Origin of the sequence: Achromobacter aegrifaciens (assembly GCF_902859735.1) — a bacterium.
Lineage (GTDB): Bacteria > Pseudomonadota > Gammaproteobacteria > Burkholderiales > Burkholderiaceae_B > Achromobacter > Achromobacter aegrifaciens.
This window is the reverse complement of record NZ_CADIJY010000002.1, coordinates 794,307-812,208: the sequence shown is the minus strand read 5'-3', so window position 1 is coordinate 812,208 and position 17,902 is coordinate 794,307. Positions and strand designations below refer to the sequence as shown.

The window sequence follows — 17,902 nt, the reverse complement described above, 5'->3', positions numbered from 1 at the left end:
ATCGCCGACGGGTCGGGCACTCCGGATGGGCGGTCACTTCAAGCGGTAATTCGCTGCCACCACCGCCAATTCCTGCAGCGTGCGCTGCTGCCACGCGGCATCATGCCCCAGCTCTTCGGCCAGGATGCGAGCCACTTCGGGCGCCGCCAGCATCGCGGCCTCGCTGTCCAGGAACAAGGCGCGGTTGCGCCGCGCCAGCACGTCCTCGGCGCTGCGCGCGAGTTCGTACCGTGCGGCGAAACGCACGTGCGCCTCCGACAAGCCGCTGCTCCTGACCAGCATGCGGTCCGCGCCGGGCAGCGCCTTCAGGGCCGGCAGGTCGCTGCCGTAGTAGCTGTCCGGCGTGCCGGCATGCTCCTGCGACGGCGCCAGGCCCGCCGCGCCATGCAGCGGCAGCGATTCCGTGCGGCAGGTGGCCTGCGTCAGCAGCTGGTGCTGGATGGCCGTGTCGACCACGTCCTGCGCCATGCGGCGGTAGGTGGTCCACTTGCCGCCGGTGACGGTCACCAGCCCGGCCTTGGACACCAGGATGGTGTGCTCGCGCGACAAGGACTTGGTGGAGGCTTCGCCCGTGGCCTTGACCAGCGGCCGCAGCCCGGCCCAGACGCTGGTGACGTCGTCGCGCGTGGGCTTGCGGCTGAGATAGCGCGCCGCGGTGCTGAGGATGAAATCCACATCCTGCGCGCCCGCCTGCGGATCCAGCGGCAGATCGTCGCGCGGCGTATCGGTGGTGCCGACGATGGTGTGGCCGTTCCATGGCACCACGAACAGCACGCGGCCGTCGTCGGTCTTGGGGATCAGGATGGCGCGCTTGCCCGGCAGGAAATCCTGCGGCAAGGTCAGGTGCACACCCTGGCTGGGTGCCACCATGGTCTGCGCGTTCTTGTCTTCCATGCGCCGTACCGCGTCCACCCACACGCCGGTGGCATTGACCACGCAGCGCGCGCGCAACGTGAAGCTGGCGCTGCCGATCGCGTCCTGCACCGTTACGCCGTCGACCTTGCCGCCCGTCATGGTCAGGCCGGTGGCGCGCATGTAGTTCACCGCGGTGCCGCCCAGGTCGAACAGCGTGCGCATCAGGCTTACGGCCAGGCGGGTGTCGTCGAACTGGCCGTCGTAGTACAGCACGCCGCCCTTGAGATTCTTGCCCTGCACGTTCTCGGCCAGCGTCGGCGCATTGGCCAGCGTGTCGCGGCGCGACAGCCAGCGGCTGGGCGACAGGTTCAGCTTGCCGGCCAGCATGTCGTACATCTTCAGGCCGATGCCGTAGAAGGGCTGGTCGAACAGGTTGTAGGCTGGCACCACGAAGCCCAGCGGCCACACCAGGTGCGGCGCGTTGCGGTTGAGCAGGCCGCGTTCATGCAGCGCTTCGCGCACCAGGCTGACGTTGCCCTGCGCCAGATAGCGCACGCCGCCGTGCACCAGCTTGGTGGCCTTGCTGGACGTGCCCTTGGCGAAGTCCGTGCCTTCGATCAGCAGGGTGCGATAGCCGCGCGAAGCGGCATCGACCGCCGTGCCCAGGCCGGTGGCGCCGCCGCCGATGACGATCACGTCCCAGGAGTGCGTGTTGTCCAGCGTGTTCAGGAGGCGGTTGCGGTCGGGCGGGGCGACGGGGGCTAGGGGTTGGTTCATGGGATTCAAGGTGTTTGCTTCAAGGTATTCGGGGCGGCCGCCACGTCGCAGCGCACGCCGGCGTCCAGCAGGACTTGCGCCAGCGGCTCTTGCGGATGCGCGTCGGTGAAGAAGCGGTCGATTTGCGAGATGTGCGCCAGTTCCACCATGGCCTGGCGCTTGAATTTGCTGCTGTCGGCGGCGAGCCAGACTTCGCGCGACTGTTCGATGATGGTCCGCGCCACGCGCACTTCGCGGAAGTCGTAATCGCGCAGCGTGCCGTCGGCCTCGATGCCGGAGATGCCGATCAGGCCGATGTCGACCTTGAACTGGCGGATGAAGTCCATGGTGGCTTCGCCGACGATGCCGCGGTCGCGCGAACGCACCACGCCGCCGGCCACGATGACTTCGCAGTCCGGGTTGTCCGAGAGAATGTCGGCCACGTGCAGGTTGTTGGTGATGACGCGCAGGCCGCGATGGCGCAGCAGGGCGCGCGCAATGGCTTCGGTGGTGGTGCCGATGTTCAGGATCAGCGAACAGCCGTCGGGCACGGCGCGGGCCACGGCCTCGGCGATGCGCTGCTTGCCGGCGGCGTGCAGGCCCTGGCGCTTGCGGTAGGCGATGTTCTCGATGGTGGACGCTTCGATGCGCACGCCGCCATGGAAGCGCGACAGCAGGCCCGCTTCGGAAAGAATATTGACGTCGCGCCGCACGGTCTGCAGCGTGACGTCAAAGCGTTTGGCGAGTTCCTCGATCGAGGCCGAGCCTTGGGCCCGCACCATTTCGATCAGGGCGCTCTGTCTGGGATTCAGTGTCATGTTCGTATAGTAAAACAACAAAAGCGAAAAATAATGACGCGCCGCAAGATTGTTTTTTGTTCGCTTCTTGAGTAAAACGCACAATAAACGAAAGCTATCTGAAAGAGTATGCTCATCCTGTTGTTCGCTTGAATGCAGGCCGAGACCGCTGTACCGAATACCGAAGTCCGCCGTAAAAACAGGGACGTATAAGTAGGTAGAGGAGACCAGATGCAGCTGAACTTGGACAGGGTAGGTTTGCGGGCCGGCTCGCAGACGCACCTGTATCCCATGAGCCTGGCCCCCGTCGAGGGCGCCATGACGGTATTGCTGGGGGCCACCCTGGCGGGCAAGACCTCGCTGATGCGCATCATGGCCGGGCTGGACCGGCCCACCGAGGGCCGCGTGCTGGTCGACGGCGCCGACGTGACCGGCGTGCCGGTGCGCCAGCGCAACGTCGCCATGGTCTACCAGCAGTTCATCAATTACCCGTCCATGTCGGTCTACGACAACATCGCTTCGCCGCTCAAGCTGCGCGGGGCGGCGGACATCAGCGAAAAAGTCCGCGCCATGGCGGAGCGGCTGCACATCGACCACCTGCTGGAGCGCTACCCCTCGGAGCTGTCCGGCGGGCAGCAGCAGCGGGTGGCGCTGGCCCGGGCGCTGGCCAAGGACGCGCCGCTGATCCTGCTGGACGAGCCCCTGGTCAACCTGGATTACAAGCTGCGCGAGGAACTGCGCGACGAACTTTCCGAATTGTTCGCCGAAGGGCGCTCCACGGTGGTCTATGCCACGACCGAGCCGGGCGAGGCCCTGTTGCTGGGTGGCCACACCGCGGTGCTGGACGCGGGCGAATTGCTGCAATACGGCCCCACGGCCGAGGTCTTCCACCGCCCCAATTCCATCCGCGTGGCCCGCGCCTTCAGCGACCCGCCCATGAATCTGTTTCCCGCGCGCCGTACGGGGTCGGGCTTCGTGCTGCAGGGAGACCTGGCGGTGGAGCGGGCGCTGCCGCAAGGCGCCGATGCGGAGATCACCGCCGGCCTGCGCGCCGGCGCTCTCGATGTCGAGCCGCGACCCGGCCACATCGCGCTGCCCGGGGTGGTGAAGCTGGCCGAGATCTCCGGATCCGACACCTTCGTGCATGCGCAGACGGCGGCGGGCGACGTGGTGGCGCAACTGCCCGGGGTCCACCGCTACACGCTGGACCACCGCGTACAGTTCTATTTCGACCCGGCGCAGACCTATGCCTTCGGCGCGGGCGGCGCGCTGCTGGCGGCGCCGCGGCAGCCGGCGGGCGCTGGGGAGACGGCCTGATGGCGCAGATCGAGCTGGACCTGTCCCATTCCTACGTGGCGGACCCCAAGACCGACGAGGACTACGCACTGCTGCCGCTTTCGTTCACCTTCAAGGACGGCGGGGCCTACGCCTTGCTGGGTCCGTCCGGCTGCGGCAAGACCACGCTGCTCAATTGCGTGTCGGGCCTGCTGCGGCCGTCGCACGGGCGCATCCTGTTCGATGGCCAGGACGTCACGGACAAGACGCCGCAGGCGCGCAACATCGCCCAGGTGTTCCAGTTCCCGGTGGTGTACGACACCATGACCGTGGCCGAGAACCTGGCGTTTCCGCTGCGCAACCGCGGCATGGCGCCCAAGCTCATCGGCGAGCGGGTCGGGCGCATCGCCGAGATGCTGGAGATGTCGCATGTGCTGGACCGGCGCGCCAGCGGCCTGACCGCCGACGCCAAGCAGAAGATCTCGCTGGGGCGCGGACTGGTGCGCAGCGACGTGTCGGCCATCCTGTTCGACGAGCCGCTGACCGTGATTGATCCGCAGCTCAAATGGGAGCTGCGCCGCAAGCTCAAGGAAATCCACCACGAGTTCAAGCTGACGCTGATCTACGTGACGCACGACCAGACCGAGGCGCTGACCTTTGCCGACGAGGTCATGGTGATGGCGCGCGGCAGGGCGGTGCAGGTCGGGACCGCGGATGACCTGTTCCAGCGGCCGGCACATACCTTCGTGGGCCATTTCATCGGCTCGCCGGGCATGAACTTCCTGCCGGCGCAATGGCGCGACGGCGGCCTGGAGGTGGGCAAGAGCCGCGTCGCCGGGGTGCCGGCGGAGATGGCGGCAAAGCTGGACGGCGCGGGCCCCGTGAAGCTGGGCGTGCGTCCGGAGTACTTGCGCATTACCGAGCCGGGCGCGCCCGGCGCCCTGGCCATGCGCGTGGAGCGGGTGCAGGACGTGGGCACCTACACGCTGCTGGTGGCGGACTTCGAAGGCACGCCGGTGCGCGCCCGGCTGGCCAGCAACATCGTCCCGGCCGCGGCTGGCGGCACGGTCTGGTTGTCGGCGCTGAATCCGCACACCTGCTTTTACCGCGACGAGGAGCTGATCCGATGAAACCCATAGATCACCGGGCCTGGTTCCTGGTCCTGCCCGTGGTGCTGTGCGTGGCGTTCTCGGCCATCCTGCCGCTGATGACCATCGTCAACTATTCGGTGCAGGACATCATCTCGCCCGAGCGCCGCGTCTTCGTCGGCACCGAGTGGTACGCCGCCGTGCTGCAGGATGAAGAACTGCATGGCGCGCTGTTCCGCCAGATCGGCTTTTCGCTGGCCGTGCTGGCCATCGAGATCCCGCTGGGCATCCTGCTGGCACTGTCCATGCCGGCCAGCGGCTGGCGCGCTTCCGCGGTGCTGGTCATCATCGCGCTGTCGCTGCTGATTCCCTGGAACGTGGTGGGCACCATCTGGCAGGTGTTCGGGCGCACCGACATCGGCCTGCTGGGCGCCACGCTGTCCTGGCTGGGCGTGGACTACAACTACACCGGCAACGACGTCGACGCCTGGGTCACGGTGCTGGTCATGGACGTGTGGCACTGGACGCCGCTGGTGGCGCTGCTGTGCTACGCGGGCTTGCGCGCGATACCCGACGCCTACTACCAGGCCGCCCGCATCGACGGCGCGTCGCGCCTGGCGGTGTTCCGCTACATCCAGCTGCCCAAGATGCGGGGCGTGCTCATGATCGCAGTGCTGCTGCGCTTCATGGACAGCTTCATGATCTACACCGAGCCGTTCGTGCTGACGGGCGGCGGGCCGGGCAACGCCACGACCTTCCTGTCGCAGTACCTGACGCAGAAGGCGGTGGGCCAGTTCGACCTGGGGCCGGCGGCCGCGTTCTCCATCATCTATTTCCTCATCATCCTGCTCTTGTGCTTCATCCTCTACAACTGGATGCAACGCGCCGGCACCACCGGCGGCTTTGACGAGGAGCGCTCAAATGCGTGAGAAAAATTCCCGCTGGCGCGGCGTCTTCCTGACCCTGTACCTGGTCTTCGCCATCCTGCCGCTGTATTGGATGCTGAACATGTCGTTCAAGACCAATACCGAAATCGTCAGCACCCTGACGCTGTGGCCGCGCGACTTCACCTTCGAGCACTACCGCACCATCTTCACCGACCCGGCCTGGTACTCGGGCTACATCAACTCGCTGATCTACGTGGTCATCAACACGGTGATCTCGCTGGCCGTGGCGCTGCCGGCCGCCTACGCCTTTTCGCGCTACCGCTTCATTGGCGACAAGCATGTGTTCTTCTGGCTGCTGACCAATCGCATGACGCCGCCCGCGGTGTTCCTGCTGCCGTTCTTCCAACTCTATAGCTCCTTCGGCCTGATGGACACGCACCTGGCCGTGGCGCTTGCGCACCTGGTGTTCAACGTGCCGCTGGCGGTCTGGATCCTGGAGGGGTTCATGTCCGGCGTGCCGCGCGAGATCGACGAGACCGCCTACGTCGACGGTTATTCCTTCCCGCGCTTTTTCCTGACGATCTTCCTGCCGCTGATCAAATCGGGCGTGGGCGTGGCGGCGTTCTTCTGCTTCATGTTCAGCTGGGTGGAGCTGCTGCTGGCGCGCACGCTGACCTCGGTCAACGCCAAGCCCATCGTCGCCACCATGACCCGCACCGTGTCGGCCTCCGGCATGGACTGGGGCGTGCTTGCTGCGGCGGGGGTGCTGACCATCGTGCCGGGCGGCATCGTCATCTGGTTCGTGCGGCATTACATCGCGAAGGGCTTCGCGATGGGCCGGGTGTAGAGGCAAGGAGGGCGCGCTCATGTTCAGCTGGATGGTATGGACCACTCCCGTCGCCGTGTTCTTTTCCTGCATCGTGCTGATGCTGGTAGGCATGACGGTATGGGAACTGAAATCGCCCACGGCCGAGCGCAGGGGCTTCCTGCCCCTGCGCACCACGCGCGGCGACCGCCTCTTCATCGGCCTGATGGCTGCGGCCTGGCTCAACCTGGCGTTCCTGGGGTTCGGCCAGAAGGCAGCGGAATGGTTTTCGCTGGACGAGCCGCCATCGGTGTGGATCAGCTTCATCGCGTCCATGCTGCTGCTGGCTTTCGTCATGAGGAAAGGTTGAAGAGGGGCGCCAGACCCCTCGCGTATTCAAGCGGTTGGTAAGGACTATCGGCCAGCGTCTTCCCCGGCCAGCGGTCCGCAGCAAACGATGGGGAAGACTTATCGAGGAGACAGGTCATGAAATTGCGCATGCACGCCATGGCAGCCGCCATCGCACTGATCGGGACGTCGGCGGCCTGGGCTGGCGAACCGGAAGCGAAGAAGTGGGTCGATTCGGAGTTCCAGCCTTCATCGCTGTCCAAGGACCAGCAAATGGCCGAGATGAAGTGGTTCATCGAGGCCGCCGCCAAGCTCAAGGCTAAGGGAGTGAATGAAATCAGCGTGGTGTCCGAAACCATCACCACGCACGAATACGAGTCCAAGACGCTCGCCAAGGCTTTTTCCGAGATCACCGGCATCAAGGTCAACCACGACCTGATCCAGGAAGGCGACGTGGTCGAGAAGCTGCAGACCTCGATGCAGTCGGGCAAGTCCATCTACGACGGCTGGATCTCCGATTCCGACCTGATCGGCACGCACTACCGCTACGGCGCCATCCTGCCGCTGTCCGACTACATGGCGGGCGCGGGCAAGGAATGGACCAACCCCAACCTGGACCTGAAGGACTTCATCGGCACCAAGTTCACCACCGCTCCGGACGGCAAGCTCTATCAGCTGCCCGACCAGCAGTTCGCCAACGTCTACTGGTTCCGGGCCGACTGGTTCGCGCGCCAGGACCTGAAGGACAAGTTCAAGGCCAAGTATGGCTACGAGCTGGGGGTGCCCACCAACTGGTCCGCCTATGAGGACATCGCCGACTTCTTCTCCAACGACGTCAAGGAACTGGACGGCAAGAAGGTCTATGGCCACATGGACTACGGCAAGAAGGACCCGTCGCTGGGCTGGCGCTTCACCGACGCTTGGCTCTCCATGGCCGGCGCCGCGGACAAGGGCCTGCCCAACGGCATGCCGGTGGACGAGTGGGGCATCCGCGTGGCGGACGACAAGTGCACCCCGGTCGGCGCGTCGGTCGCGCGCGGCGGCGCCACCAACAGTCCGGCAGCGGTCTATGCCCTGACCAAGTACGTGGACTGGATGAAGAAGTACGCGCCCCAGCAGGCCATGGGCATGACCTTCTCGGAATCCGGCCCGGTGCCGGCCCAGGGCCAGATCGCCCAGCAGATCTTCTGGTACACGGCGTTCACCGCCGACATGACCAAGAAGGGCCTGCCGGTGGTCAACGACGACGGCACGCCGAAGTGGCGCATGGCTCCGTCGCCCTACGGCCCGTACTGGAAGGACGGCATGCAGAACGGCTACCAGGACGTGGGCTCGTGGACCTTCTTCAAGTCCACCAACCCCGACAAGATGGCCGCGGCCTGGCTGTATGCGCAGTTCGTCACGTCCAAGTCGGTGTCGCTGAAGAAGTCCATCACCGGCCTGACCTTTATCCGCGACAGCGACATCAACAGCGAGTTCTTCACCAAGAACGCGGCGAACTACGGCGGCCTGATCGAGTTCTACCGCAGCCCGGCGCGCGTGGCGTGGACGCCCACCGGCAACAACGTGCCTGACTATCCCAAGCTGGCGCAGCTGTGGTGGAAGAACGTCGCCACCGCGGTCACGGGCGAAAAGACTCCGCAGGCCGCCATGGACAACCTGGCCAATGAAATGGATCAGGTCATGGCGCGTCTGGAGCGCGCCGGCATGGCGCAGTGCGCGCCCAAGCTCAACCCCAAGAGCGACCCCAGCAAGTGGCTGTCGGACCAGCATGCGCCGTGGAAGAAGCTGGCCAACGAAAAGCCCAAGGGCGAGACGATCGCCTATGAGAAGCTGCTGGATGCGTGGAAGCAGGGCAAGGTGAGGTAAGCCGGCCGAACGCTGCGCACGGCCTGGACCCGGCATCGCGCCGGGTCCTTTTTTTGCCCGTCAGTGTATGACGCGCGCCGCCTTGCGCGCGCGCTTGACTTCATACATGCGGGCATCGGCCAGGCGTACCGCCGCTTCAGCGTCCAGGCCGCGCGGATCCAGCGCCACCACGCCGACGCTGGCGCCTTCATACGGGACGGTCGCCTCGCCGAGCTGGTAGCGGCCCACGGTGGCGGCGGTGGCGCGCTCTTCCAGGGAGCGGGCGGCTTCTTCGGCATCGCCGCGCGGCGCGTGCACGCCATGGGGGCCGTCCCCCGCTACCAAGGCAGGGCCGGGGCCGATCAGCACGAATTCGTCGCCGCCTATGCGGCCCAGCATGTCAGAGCCGCGCAGGGCCGCGGAGATCCGGCGCGATACCTCCTGCAGGAACACGTCGCCTTGCTGGTGGCCGTAGACGTCGTTGATGCCCTTGAAACCGTCCAGGTCGATCACGCCGACCAGCACGCTGCCGCCTTCGCGGATGGCGCGCGCCTGCAAGCGGTCGAGCGCCTCGTAAAGCGCGCGGCGGTTGGGCAGGCCGGTCAGGGTGTCGGTCAGCGCATATGACATGAGCTGGACGTTGGCCGCGTGCAGCTGCTCCATCAGCATTTCGCGTTCCAGGAAGCGGGCGATCACGCTGGAGAACAGTTTCAGCACCGATTCGGCCTGCGGTTCGATCTGGTGTCGCGTGGCGCTCGCGGCGCACAGGGTGCCGAACAGCACGCCGTCATCGGTGCGCACCGGGGCGCTCAGATAGGTTTGTATGCCCAGTTGCCGGGCCGCGTCGGAATCCGGCCAGCAGCTGGAGACATCGCTGGTGCACATGCGGCCTTCGTCCAGCGCGCGTTTGCACAGGGTATCGTCCCAGGGCACGGACAGGCCTTCGGGGATTTGCAGTGTGCCGGCGTTGCGCGCGTAGCGGATGCTCTGGAGATCCGCCTTCAGGTCGATGGACGTGAGATAGGTGGATTCCAGCCCGGTCACCGCGCCCAGCATGTCCAGCAGCGGGCGCGTCAGCTGTTCGACCGACTTGGCCTCGGGCAGGGTGGTCGACAGTTCTGCAAGTATTGGATCCAGCACGGCGTCTCCAGGAAGCATGGGCATACGGGTGGGCATATGAACCTGCGGCCCGACGCTCCGTGAGGAGCGCGGGCCGCGCATGTCCGCCATTATGCACGCTGTGCCGCGGGTTGCATGTAACCCGCTCGCGGGACTACGCTGGACGTTCTACACGCGGCGGCCGGGCTCGATGCGTAGCGGCCGCCAGGGAGGCAGGCATGCATCACGCGAGCGAACTGCGCGGCCGGGTGGCCGTGGTGACAGGCGCATCTTCCGGCATAGGCCGGGCCATCGCGATCGGGCTGGCGGCCGCTGGCGCGCAGGTGGTGGTGAATCATCGCGCGGGCGGCGATTCTCAGGGGCGGGCCGCCGCCGTCGCCGAAGCGATCCAGCGGCAGGGCGGTTCGGCCGTCACCGCGGCCGCCGACATCAGCAAGGAGCCCGAGGTGGAGCACCTGTTTGCGCAGGCGCTGCAGCATTACGGGCGCCTGGACATCCTGGTCAACAACGCGGGCATAGAGCATCCCGCGCCGATTGCGGACATGACGCTGGCCGACTGGCAGCGCGTCATCGACGTGAACCTGACGGGGCAGTTCCTGTGCGCGCGCGCCGCTGCGCAGCAGTTCCAGTCACAGCCGGTCGACCCGGCGCGGCAGGGATTGGCGGCGGGCAACATCCTCTTCATCAGTTCCGTGCACGAGGTCATACCCTGGGCCTTCCAGGTGAATTACGCGGCGTCCAAGGGCGGCGTATCGATGCTGATGAAATCCCTGGCGCAGGAGCTGGCGCCGGCCCGGATACGCGTCAATTCGATTGCGCCGGGCGCCATACGCACGGCTATCAACCAGCCGGCCTGGGATACGCCGGAAAGCCTGGCCAGGCTGTTGCAGCTGATTCCCTACGGCCGCATCGGCGAACCCGAAGACGTGGCGCGGGCCGCCGTCTGGCTCGCCAGCGACGCCTCGGATTACGTCACCGGCACGACCTTGTTCGTCGACGGCGGCATGACGCTGTATCCCGAATTCCGGGGCGCGGGCTAGGCCATGTCCAAGCCCCTGGAAGACTATGGCTTGATCGGCAACATGCTGTCGGCTGCGCTGGTGGCGCGCGACGGCTCCATCGACTGGCTGTGCCTGCCGCACTTCGATTCCCCCGCCTGCTTCGCGGCGCTGCTGGGCGATGAACGGCACGGGCGCTGGCGCATTGCGCCGCACGCGCAGCGCTGCACGGTGTCGCGCCGTTATGTGCCGGATACCGCGGTGCTGGAAACGCGCTACGAAACCGGCTCGGGCACGGCGCTGCTGTACGACTTCATGCCCTTGAGCGACGACGACGAGCGCGCCGACGTGGTGCGCATCGTGCGCGGCGAATCCGGACACGTGCAGATGGACATGGAGATGGCGCTGCGCTTCAACTATGGGCAGGCCGTTCCCTGGGTGCGCCGGCGCGACTATGGCCTGAGCGCCATCGCGGGCCCCGACGCGGTCGAACTGCACACGCCGGTGGACCTGGCGGGGCACGAACTCACCACCACGGCGCGCTTCACCGTGCATCCGGGCCGGGTGGTGCCGTTTACGCTGTCCTACCACCGTTCGCACCGCACGCCGCACTTCGTGCCGGATCGCGTGGAAAGCATGGACCGCACCATTTCCTGGTGGCAGGAATGGGCCAAGCGCTGCCGCTGGGAGGGCAGCGAAGAAGGGCGCGAGGCCGTGGTGCGCTCGCTGATTACCTTGAAGCTGCTGACCTTCCAGCCCACCGGCGGCATCATTGCCGCGCCTACCACCTCGCTGCCGGAGGCCCTGGGCGGCAGCCGCAACTGGGATTACCGGCATTGCTGGCTGCGCGATTCGGCGCTGACCCTCTACGCCTTGCTCAATGCCGGCTACCGCGAGGAGGCCGAGGCCTGGCGCCAATGGCTGTTGCGCGCGGTGGCCGGGCATCCCGACCAGTTGCAGATCATGTACGGCATCGCGGGCGAACGCTGGCTGCCCGAACTGGAAATCCCCTGGCTGCCGGGCTATGAGGGCAGCCTGCCGGTGCGCCGGGGCAACGGCGCCGCCGGCCAGAGCCAGCTGGACGTCTATGGCGAACTCATCGAAACCCTGTATGCGGCGCGCGCCGCGGATCTGGCACCGCTGGCCGAGGCCTGGCGCCTGCAGAACGTGCTGCTGGAGCCATTGAAGCGCCGTTGGCAGGACCTGGACCACGGCATCTGGGAAGTTCGCGGTGAGCGCCGCGCCTTCACCCATTCGCGCCTGATGTGCTGGGTGGCCTTCGACCGCGCGGTGCAATCCTGTGATCGCTTCGGCCTGCGCGGGCCGCGCGATGAATGGCAGCGGCTTGCCGACCGCATCCGGGCGGACATCTGCAAGCACGGCTACAACCAGGCGCGCGGCAGCTTCGTGCAGAGCTATGGATCTGATGAGCTGGATGCCAGCCTGCTGCTCATCCCCCAGGTGGGTTTCCTGCCCGCGGACGATCCGCGGGTGGCGGGGACGGTGCGCGCCATCGAGCGCGAACTGCTGCGCGATGGCTTGCTGCTGCGCTACTCCAATCAGCATGCCAGCGACGGCCTGCCGGGCGACGAAGGCGTGTTCCTGGCCTGCAGCTTCTGGCTGGCCGACGCCTACGTCATGCAGGGGCGCATCGATGACGCCGAACGCCTGTTCGAGCGGCTGCTGGCGCTGCGCAACGACCTGGGCCTGCTGGCCGAGGAATACGACGTAGGCCGGCGCCGCCTGGTGGGCAATTTCCCGCAGGGGTTCTCGCATATCGGGCTGGTCAATACTGCCTACAACCTGAGCCGGGCGAGCGGCCCGGCGCGTCAGCGCAGCGAGCAGGACGCGCCGCGGGAATAGGCCGCGCGGCGGCGTCCAGCGCCTGCCGGCGCGGTGTATTCTGGCGATCTGACGGCCGCCCCAAGTCGGGCGCCGAACCGCAGAACAGAGCAGGCCGCGCATCGGCCGCCACCGCATCCAGGAGAGACAAGCATGCTTTTGACCGACGAACAGCTCAGCGTCCAGGAAATGGCGCGCCGCTTCGCGCAGGAGCGCCTGGCGCCCAACTCGGAACGCTGGGACCGCGACCATCACTATCCCGCCGACGCCATCGCCGAAATGGCGCAACTGGGCTTTTTCGGCATGCTGGTGCCCGAAGCCTGGGACGGCAATGACAGCGGCTATATCTCGTATGCGGTCGCGCTGGAGGAAATCGCGGCCGGCAATGGCGCCTGCTCCACCATCATGAGCGTGCACAATTCGGTGGCCTGCATGCCCATCCTGAAGTTCGGTACCGACGCGCAGAAAGAACAGTTCCTGCGTCCGCTGGCAACGGGCGAGCATATCGGCGCTTTCGCGCTGACCGAGCCGCAGGCGGGGTCGGACGCCAGCGGCCTGCACACCCGGGCGCGCCGCGATGGCGACGACTACATCCTGAATGGCGCCAAGCAGTTCATCACGTCGGGGCGCAGCGGCCAGGTGGTGATCGTATTCGCCGTGACCGACCCGGATGCCGGCAAGCGCGGCATCTCGGCCTTCATCGTGCCCACCGATACCCCGGGCTACAAGGTGTTGCGGGTGGAAGACAAGCTCGGCCAGCATGCGTCCGACACCTGCCAGATCGCGTTCGAGGACATGCGCATTCCGGCGGCTTACCGGCTGGGCGCGGAGGGCGAAGGCTACAAGATCGCCCTGTCCAACCTGGAGGGCGGGCGCATCGGCATCGCGTCCCAGTCGGTGGGCATGGCGCGCGCGGCCTACGAGTGCGCGCGCGACTATGCGCGCGACCGCCAGGCTTTCGGCAAACCCATCATGGAGCATCAGGCGGTCGCGTTCCGGCTGGCCGACATGGCCACGCAGATCCATGCGGCGCGCCAGATGGTGCTGCACGCGGCAGCCTTGCGCGAGGCCGGCAGGCCGGCGCTGACGGAAGCGTCCATGGCCAAGCTGTTCGCCTCCGAGATGGCCGAGAAGGTCTGCTCCGCCGCCATCCAGACCCTGGGCGGCTACGGCTATCTGAAGGACTTTCCGGTGGAACGCATCTATCGCGACGTGCGCGTCTGCCAGATCTATGAAGGCACCAGCGACATCCAGCGCCTGGTGATCGCCCGGGCCCTGTGAACGAAAGGCTAGGCCGGCAGGCGCCGGCCGCGCCGCGCCCACAGCGTGTAGACGACGATGTTGCCCACGATCAGCAAGGCCGCCAGTACGATCTGCGTGCCGCGGGTGATGCCTTCGGGGTAGATCAGCGCCAGTATGTAGTGTTCGATGAAGCCGCCGCCATAGCCTTGCTGGCCGGCCTGCTGGCGCAGTGAAATCTCCAGCGGCGTCAGCGGGCAGATCCAGCCCATGCCTATCACCAGCGCGCCCCAGGCCAGCGCGGGCAGGTGCAGGTAGGCGATCCAGCGCTTCCACAACGCCAGCAGGCCGCCGAATACGACGAAGGCAACGAAGAGGCCGTGCACGATGAGCACCAGGTCGGCGAGCAGTCGATAGCTCATGGCCGTGTCCGCCTCAGGGCTTGAGGTCCCGCAGCAGCTTGGCCAGTTCAGGCGCGGTCATCAGCGACACGCCTTGCGACTTGGCGTATTGCAGGGCGTTGTCCGAGACCTCGCCCAGCGCAATGTAGATGGCTTCGCGCGCGCCGCGCTTCTCGCGCGCCGCCTGCAGTTCGCGCAAGGGTTCGACGCCGACGCGGGCGGCCTTCCAGCGCTTGGCGCTGACCATGGCGACATGGCCGTCCTTGCTCAGCGCGAAATCGGCGCCGGGCAATTGCAGGCGCTGCACTTCACAGCCGTCGCGGCGAAAGCCCGCTTCGACGGTTTTGGAAAATTCCGCCCAGGACATGCCGGCGGCGGCTTCGGCCACGGCCTGCACCCGCGCGCCCGAGGGCGCGCGCAATTGCTTGTAGGCCGCCATGATGGCGATGACCGCGAACGGTACCGCGGCGAACACGCCCATCGCGGCGTACTCCAGCGGCAGCGCGGCAAAGCCGGCGGCCGACAGCAGCACGGCCACGCCGGCGCTCATCCACCAGGGCGAGCGCAGCAGCACCGCAAAAATGGAGTTCTGGGACATCTTGAGTTTCATGGCGGCTCGCGGTGATGCGTGGTGTGGAGGGCTTCAGGCGTCTGCGTCGCCGGCGTCGGGGCCGCGCACGACGATGCGCACGTCGCCGCAGGTCACGATCTGGCCGGCGCGGATCTTGGCCGTCTTGCGGCTTTCGACCACGCCGCCCACGCTGACGTGGCCTTCGGCCACCAGCATCTTGCCCGCGCCGCCGCTGTCGCACACGCCGGTGGCCTTGAGCAGCTGGTTCACTTCAATATAGGGGCTGCCTTCGGCCAGCGTGAATTCGATGATGGGCATAGCGAGAGTCTGGTAGAGGTTGGGGGCGGGGCGCTCAGGCCTGGCCGCCGCCGTTGGCGCCGTCCTGGGCAGGGGCGGGGGGCTCCTGCGCGGCGGGACGGTTGTTGCTGGTTTCGGCGCGAGCCATCCAGGCGATCAGGGACGAACGCATGGCTTCCTCGACCGACATCTGGATGGGCTGGACCCATTCCTGCGGCACGAACACGGTATAGCCGCCGATCATGTAGCCCATCGGCAGGTATACGGCCACGCGCTCGCCCTGGGTGAACCCTTCGGGCAAGCCTTCCATGTTGCGGCGGGTGACCAGGCCGACCAGTTCCAGCTGCTGGCCCGGCACTCGCAGGATCACGACCTGCTGCGCGGTGTTCTTGGAACTGGGCGAAAAATAGTCCGCGAAGCTCTTGAGCGACGAATAGATGCTCTTGACCACCGGCAGGTTGGTGAACGGCATTTCCAGCAGCACCAGCACGCGCTGCACGCGTTCCTTGGACACCAGGTAGCCGATGGCCAGGATGCCGAGGATGCCCAGCGCCAGGCCCATGCCCGGCACATAGAACCCGCCGATGAAGGGGCGCAGGAAGGTCAGCGCCACGGCTTCGGTCCACGCCAGGAAGATATAGAGCAGGTAGATCGTCAGGGCCAGCGGCAGGACGGTGATCAGGCCGCGGAAGAAGTATTTATAGAGGCGAGTCATAGACATAGGCAAATAAATCAGGGTCGGATTACGCGGCAAAGGCACGCGCCGAAGGGCCGCCAGCATAGCAGCCGGCGCGGGCCCGACCGGTAACAATCGGCGTGCGATCAGCGGAAGCGGCGCGCGCCTAGCGGTCCACGGGCAGGTACAGGGTCTCCTTGATCTCCTCCATGACCACGTAGCTGCGCGATTCAGCGGACGCGGGCAGGCGCTTGAGGATTTCGCCGAGGAGACGGCGGTATTCGTTCATTTCGGTCAGGCGGGCCTTGACCAGGTAGTCGAAGTCGCCGGACACCAGATGGCATTCCATGACTTCGGGCACGTACAGCAGCTCTTTCTTGACCTTGTCGAACACGTCGCCGGATTTGGCCGACAGCTTGATCTCCAGGAAGACGAGCAGGTTCTTGCCCAGCGCCGCCGGATTGACGCGCGCATGGTAACCCGTGATGACGCCTTCGCGCTCCATGCGCTTGACGCGGTCGGAGCAGGGGGTGGCGGACAGGCTGATCCGGTCGGCCAGTTCGGTCACGGAAATGCGGCCTTCCCGCTGCAGGATATCCAGGATTTTCAGGTCGATACGGTCTAGCTCGCGCATTTCACTTTTGGCGATCGAAAAACAGGATGCGGCCGGGAAAAAGCACTGGCAAAGCAAAATCTTCAGTGCTTTTCACTGCTGAGAGGCCCATAGACTACCGAAATTCCTGAACAAAACCAATCACCGGAAAGAATCATGCACGTCATCGTCCTCGGCAGCGGCGTCATCGGCACCACCACCGCCTACTATCTGGCCCGCCAAGGCGCCAAAGTCACGGTGCTGGACCGCCAGCCTTCGGCGGCGCAAGAGACCAGCTACGCCAACGCCGGACAGGTTTCGCCGGGCTATTCCACGCCCTGGGCCGCGCCCGGCATTCCGCTGAAGGCCATCAAGTGGCTGTTCCAGAAACACGCTCCGCTGGCCATACGCCTGGACGGCAGCCTGTTCCAGCTGAAATGGATGGCGTCCATGCTGGCCAACTGTTCTGCCGAACGATACTCGGTGAACAAGGAGCGCATGCTGCGCCTGTCCGAGTACAGCCGCGATTGCCTGCGCGAACTGCGCCAGTCCACCGGCATCCACTACGAAGAACGCACCCGCGGCACCTTGCAGCTGTTCCGCACCGAGGCCCAGCTGGAAGCCGCGCGCCGCGACATCGCGGTGCTGGAAGAAGTGGGCGTACCCTACGAACTGCTGGACCGCAACCGCCTGGTGACGGCCGAGCCCGCCCTGGCGCGCTCGCTGCACAAGCTGAGCGGCGGCCTGCGCCTGCCCAACGACGAAACCGGCGACTGCCAACTGTTCACGACGCGCCTGGCCGAAATGGCCAAGGGCCTGGGCGTGGAATTCCGTTACGGCCAGACGGTGTCGGGCCTGAACACGGCCGGCGGCCAGATCACCGGCGTGCGCGTGGGCAATGAAGTCCTGACCGCCGATCGCTATGTCGCCGCCTTCGGCAGCTACACGCGCGACTTCCTCAAGCCGCTGGATCTGGACCTGCCGGTGTATCCGCTCAAGGGCTACTCGCTGACCATCCCCATGGCGGACGAATCGGCCGCGCCGGTTTCGACCATCCTGGACGAAACCTACAAGATCGCCGTCACGCGTTTCGACCAGCGCATCCGCGTGGGCGGCATGGCCGAGATCGCGGGCTTCGACCTGCGCCTGAAGGAGGCCCGCCGCAAGACGCTGGAACTGGTCGTCAACGACCTGTTCCCGGGCAGCGGCCACGTGGCCCAGGCCGAGTTCTGGACCGGCCTGCGTCCCATGACGCCGGACGGCACGCCGGTGGTCGGCGCGACCCGCTACGGCAACCTGTACCTGAACACCGGCCACGGCACGCTGGGCTGGACCATGGCCTGCGGCTCGGGCAAGCTGGTGGCCGACCTGGTCATGGGCCAGCGTCCCGCCATCCGCACCGACGGCCTGGGCCTGTCGCGCTATGACCGCAAGGCGGCGTCCAGCCAGTCGCTGGTGCTGGACGGCAAGAGCGCCTGATTCCACTTGCGGCAAGCCGGCGGCGATTC

General features: G+C 66.4%; 18 protein-coding genes. 10 read left to right on the top strand and 8 right to left on the bottom strand.

What is annotated here, in order from left to right; genetic code table 11:
• Nucleotides 1–33: 33 nt before the first annotated feature.
• Together HV766_RS09695 and HV766_RS09690 are read right to left on the bottom strand one after the other, a co-directional pair.
• On the bottom strand, nucleotides 34–1,632 hold the full coding sequence (locus tag HV766_RS09695; RefSeq protein ID WP_175181037.1) for a glycerol-3-phosphate dehydrogenase/oxidase: 1,599 nt from the start codon (nucleotides 1,630–1,632) through the stop codon (nucleotides 34–36).
• A 5-nt stretch (nucleotides 1,633–1,637) separates the two neighbouring features.
• Complete coding sequence (locus tag HV766_RS09690; protein WP_013394120.1) at nucleotides 1,638–2,429, bottom strand: DeoR/GlpR family DNA-binding transcription regulator; 792 nt, start codon at nucleotides 2,427–2,429, stop codon at nucleotides 1,638–1,640.
• A 210-nt stretch (nucleotides 2,430–2,639) separates the two neighbouring features.
• Between HV766_RS09690 and HV766_RS09685 the strand changes: the two genes are divergently transcribed.
• The 6 genes from HV766_RS09685 to HV766_RS09660 all read left to right on the top strand — a co-directional run bounded on the left by HV766_RS09685 (nucleotide 2,640) and on the right by HV766_RS09660 (nucleotide 8,680).
• Nucleotides 2,640–3,725, top strand: a complete 1,086-nt coding sequence (locus tag HV766_RS09685) for an ABC transporter ATP-binding protein (RefSeq protein WP_175181036.1) — start codon at nucleotides 2,640–2,642, stop codon at nucleotides 3,723–3,725.
• Nucleotides 3,725–4,813, top strand: coding sequence for an ABC transporter ATP-binding protein (locus HV766_RS09680; protein ID WP_054453877.1), 1,089 nt, complete (start codon nucleotides 3,725–3,727; stop codon nucleotides 4,811–4,813). The genes HV766_RS09685 and HV766_RS09680 overlap by 1 nt, the downstream gene beginning before the upstream one ends.
• Nucleotides 4,810–5,700 (top strand): carbohydrate ABC transporter permease, encoded by an 891-nt coding sequence (locus HV766_RS09675; RefSeq protein ID WP_054453879.1) that lies wholly within the window; start codon nucleotides 4,810–4,812, stop codon nucleotides 5,698–5,700. Before HV766_RS09680 ends, HV766_RS09675 begins: the two co-directional genes overlap by 4 nt.
• Nucleotides 5,693–6,505 (top strand): carbohydrate ABC transporter permease, encoded by an 813-nt coding sequence (locus HV766_RS09670; RefSeq protein ID WP_054453881.1) that lies wholly within the window; start codon nucleotides 5,693–5,695, stop codon nucleotides 6,503–6,505. Before HV766_RS09675 ends, HV766_RS09670 begins: the two co-directional genes overlap by 8 nt.
• A gap of 19 nt (nucleotides 6,506–6,524) precedes the next feature.
• Entirely contained in the window at nucleotides 6,525–6,833 is a 309-nt protein-coding gene (locus tag HV766_RS09665) for a DUF2160 domain-containing protein (protein WP_175181035.1), read from the top strand.
• A 116-nt stretch (nucleotides 6,834–6,949) separates the two neighbouring features.
• A complete protein-coding gene (locus HV766_RS09660) occupies nucleotides 6,950–8,680 on the top strand; it encodes an ABC transporter substrate-binding protein (protein ID WP_054453885.1) in 1,731 nt (576 codons plus the stop codon).
• 60 nt (nucleotides 8,681–8,740) lie between these two features.
• On the opposite strand, the gene HV766_RS09655 is transcribed toward HV766_RS09660, so the two are convergent.
• On the bottom strand, nucleotides 8,741–9,835 hold the full coding sequence (locus HV766_RS09655) for a sensor domain-containing diguanylate cyclase (RefSeq protein ID WP_082400964.1): 1,095 nt from the start codon (nucleotides 9,833–9,835) through the stop codon (nucleotides 8,741–8,743).
• Between the two features lie 161 nt (nucleotides 9,836–9,996).
• Between HV766_RS09655 and HV766_RS09650 the strand changes: the two genes are divergently transcribed.
• The 3 genes from HV766_RS09650 to HV766_RS09640 all read left to right on the top strand — a co-directional run bounded on the left by HV766_RS09650 (nucleotide 9,997) and on the right by HV766_RS09640 (nucleotide 13,899).
• The gene (locus HV766_RS09650; RefSeq protein ID WP_125473590.1) at nucleotides 9,997–10,818 is read left to right on the top strand and encodes a glucose 1-dehydrogenase; all 822 of its coding nucleotides are present in this window, start codon (nucleotides 9,997–9,999) and stop codon (nucleotides 10,816–10,818) included.
• A gap of 3 nt (nucleotides 10,819–10,821) precedes the next feature.
• A complete protein-coding gene (locus HV766_RS09645; RefSeq protein WP_054453891.1) occupies nucleotides 10,822–12,639 on the top strand; it encodes a glycoside hydrolase family 15 protein in 1,818 nt (605 codons plus the stop codon).
• 132 nt (nucleotides 12,640–12,771) lie between these two features.
• Nucleotides 12,772–13,899, top strand: a complete 1,128-nt coding sequence (locus tag HV766_RS09640) for an acyl-CoA dehydrogenase family protein (protein ID WP_175181034.1) — start codon at nucleotides 12,772–12,774, stop codon at nucleotides 13,897–13,899.
• Nucleotides 13,900–13,907: 8 nt separating this feature from the next.
• On the opposite strand, the gene HV766_RS09635 is transcribed toward HV766_RS09640, so the two are convergent.
• From HV766_RS09635 to HV766_RS09615, 5 genes are all read right to left on the bottom strand, one after another.
• The gene (locus tag HV766_RS09635; protein WP_054453896.1) at nucleotides 13,908–14,279 is read right to left on the bottom strand and encodes a DUF2784 domain-containing protein; all 372 of its coding nucleotides are present in this window, start codon (nucleotides 14,277–14,279) and stop codon (nucleotides 13,908–13,910) included.
• Nucleotides 14,280–14,292: 13 nt separating this feature from the next.
• Nucleotides 14,293–14,868 carry a restriction endonuclease gene (locus HV766_RS09630; protein ID WP_054453899.1) on the bottom strand — a complete coding sequence of 192 codons (576 nt, stop codon included), beginning with the start codon at nucleotides 14,866–14,868 and terminating at the stop codon, nucleotides 14,293–14,295.
• 33 nt (nucleotides 14,869–14,901) lie between these two features.
• Nucleotides 14,902–15,147, bottom strand: a complete 246-nt coding sequence (locus HV766_RS09625) for an RNA-binding S4 domain-containing protein (protein WP_125473305.1) — start codon at nucleotides 15,145–15,147, stop codon at nucleotides 14,902–14,904.
• Between the two features lie 34 nt (nucleotides 15,148–15,181).
• Nucleotides 15,182–15,841, bottom strand: coding sequence for a DUF502 domain-containing protein (locus HV766_RS09620; protein WP_119449644.1), 660 nt, complete (start codon nucleotides 15,839–15,841; stop codon nucleotides 15,182–15,184).
• A 127-nt stretch (nucleotides 15,842–15,968) separates the two neighbouring features.
• On the bottom strand, nucleotides 15,969–16,436 hold the full coding sequence (locus HV766_RS09615) for an Lrp/AsnC ligand binding domain-containing protein (RefSeq protein ID WP_013394098.1): 468 nt from the start codon (nucleotides 16,434–16,436) through the stop codon (nucleotides 15,969–15,971).
• Between the two features lie 135 nt (nucleotides 16,437–16,571).
• On the opposite strand from HV766_RS09615, the gene HV766_RS09610 reads away from it, so the two are divergent.
• Nucleotides 16,572–17,873, top strand: coding sequence for a D-amino acid dehydrogenase (locus HV766_RS09610; RefSeq protein ID WP_054453905.1), 1,302 nt, complete (start codon nucleotides 16,572–16,574; stop codon nucleotides 17,871–17,873).
• Nucleotides 17,874–17,902 lie beyond the last annotated feature (29 nt).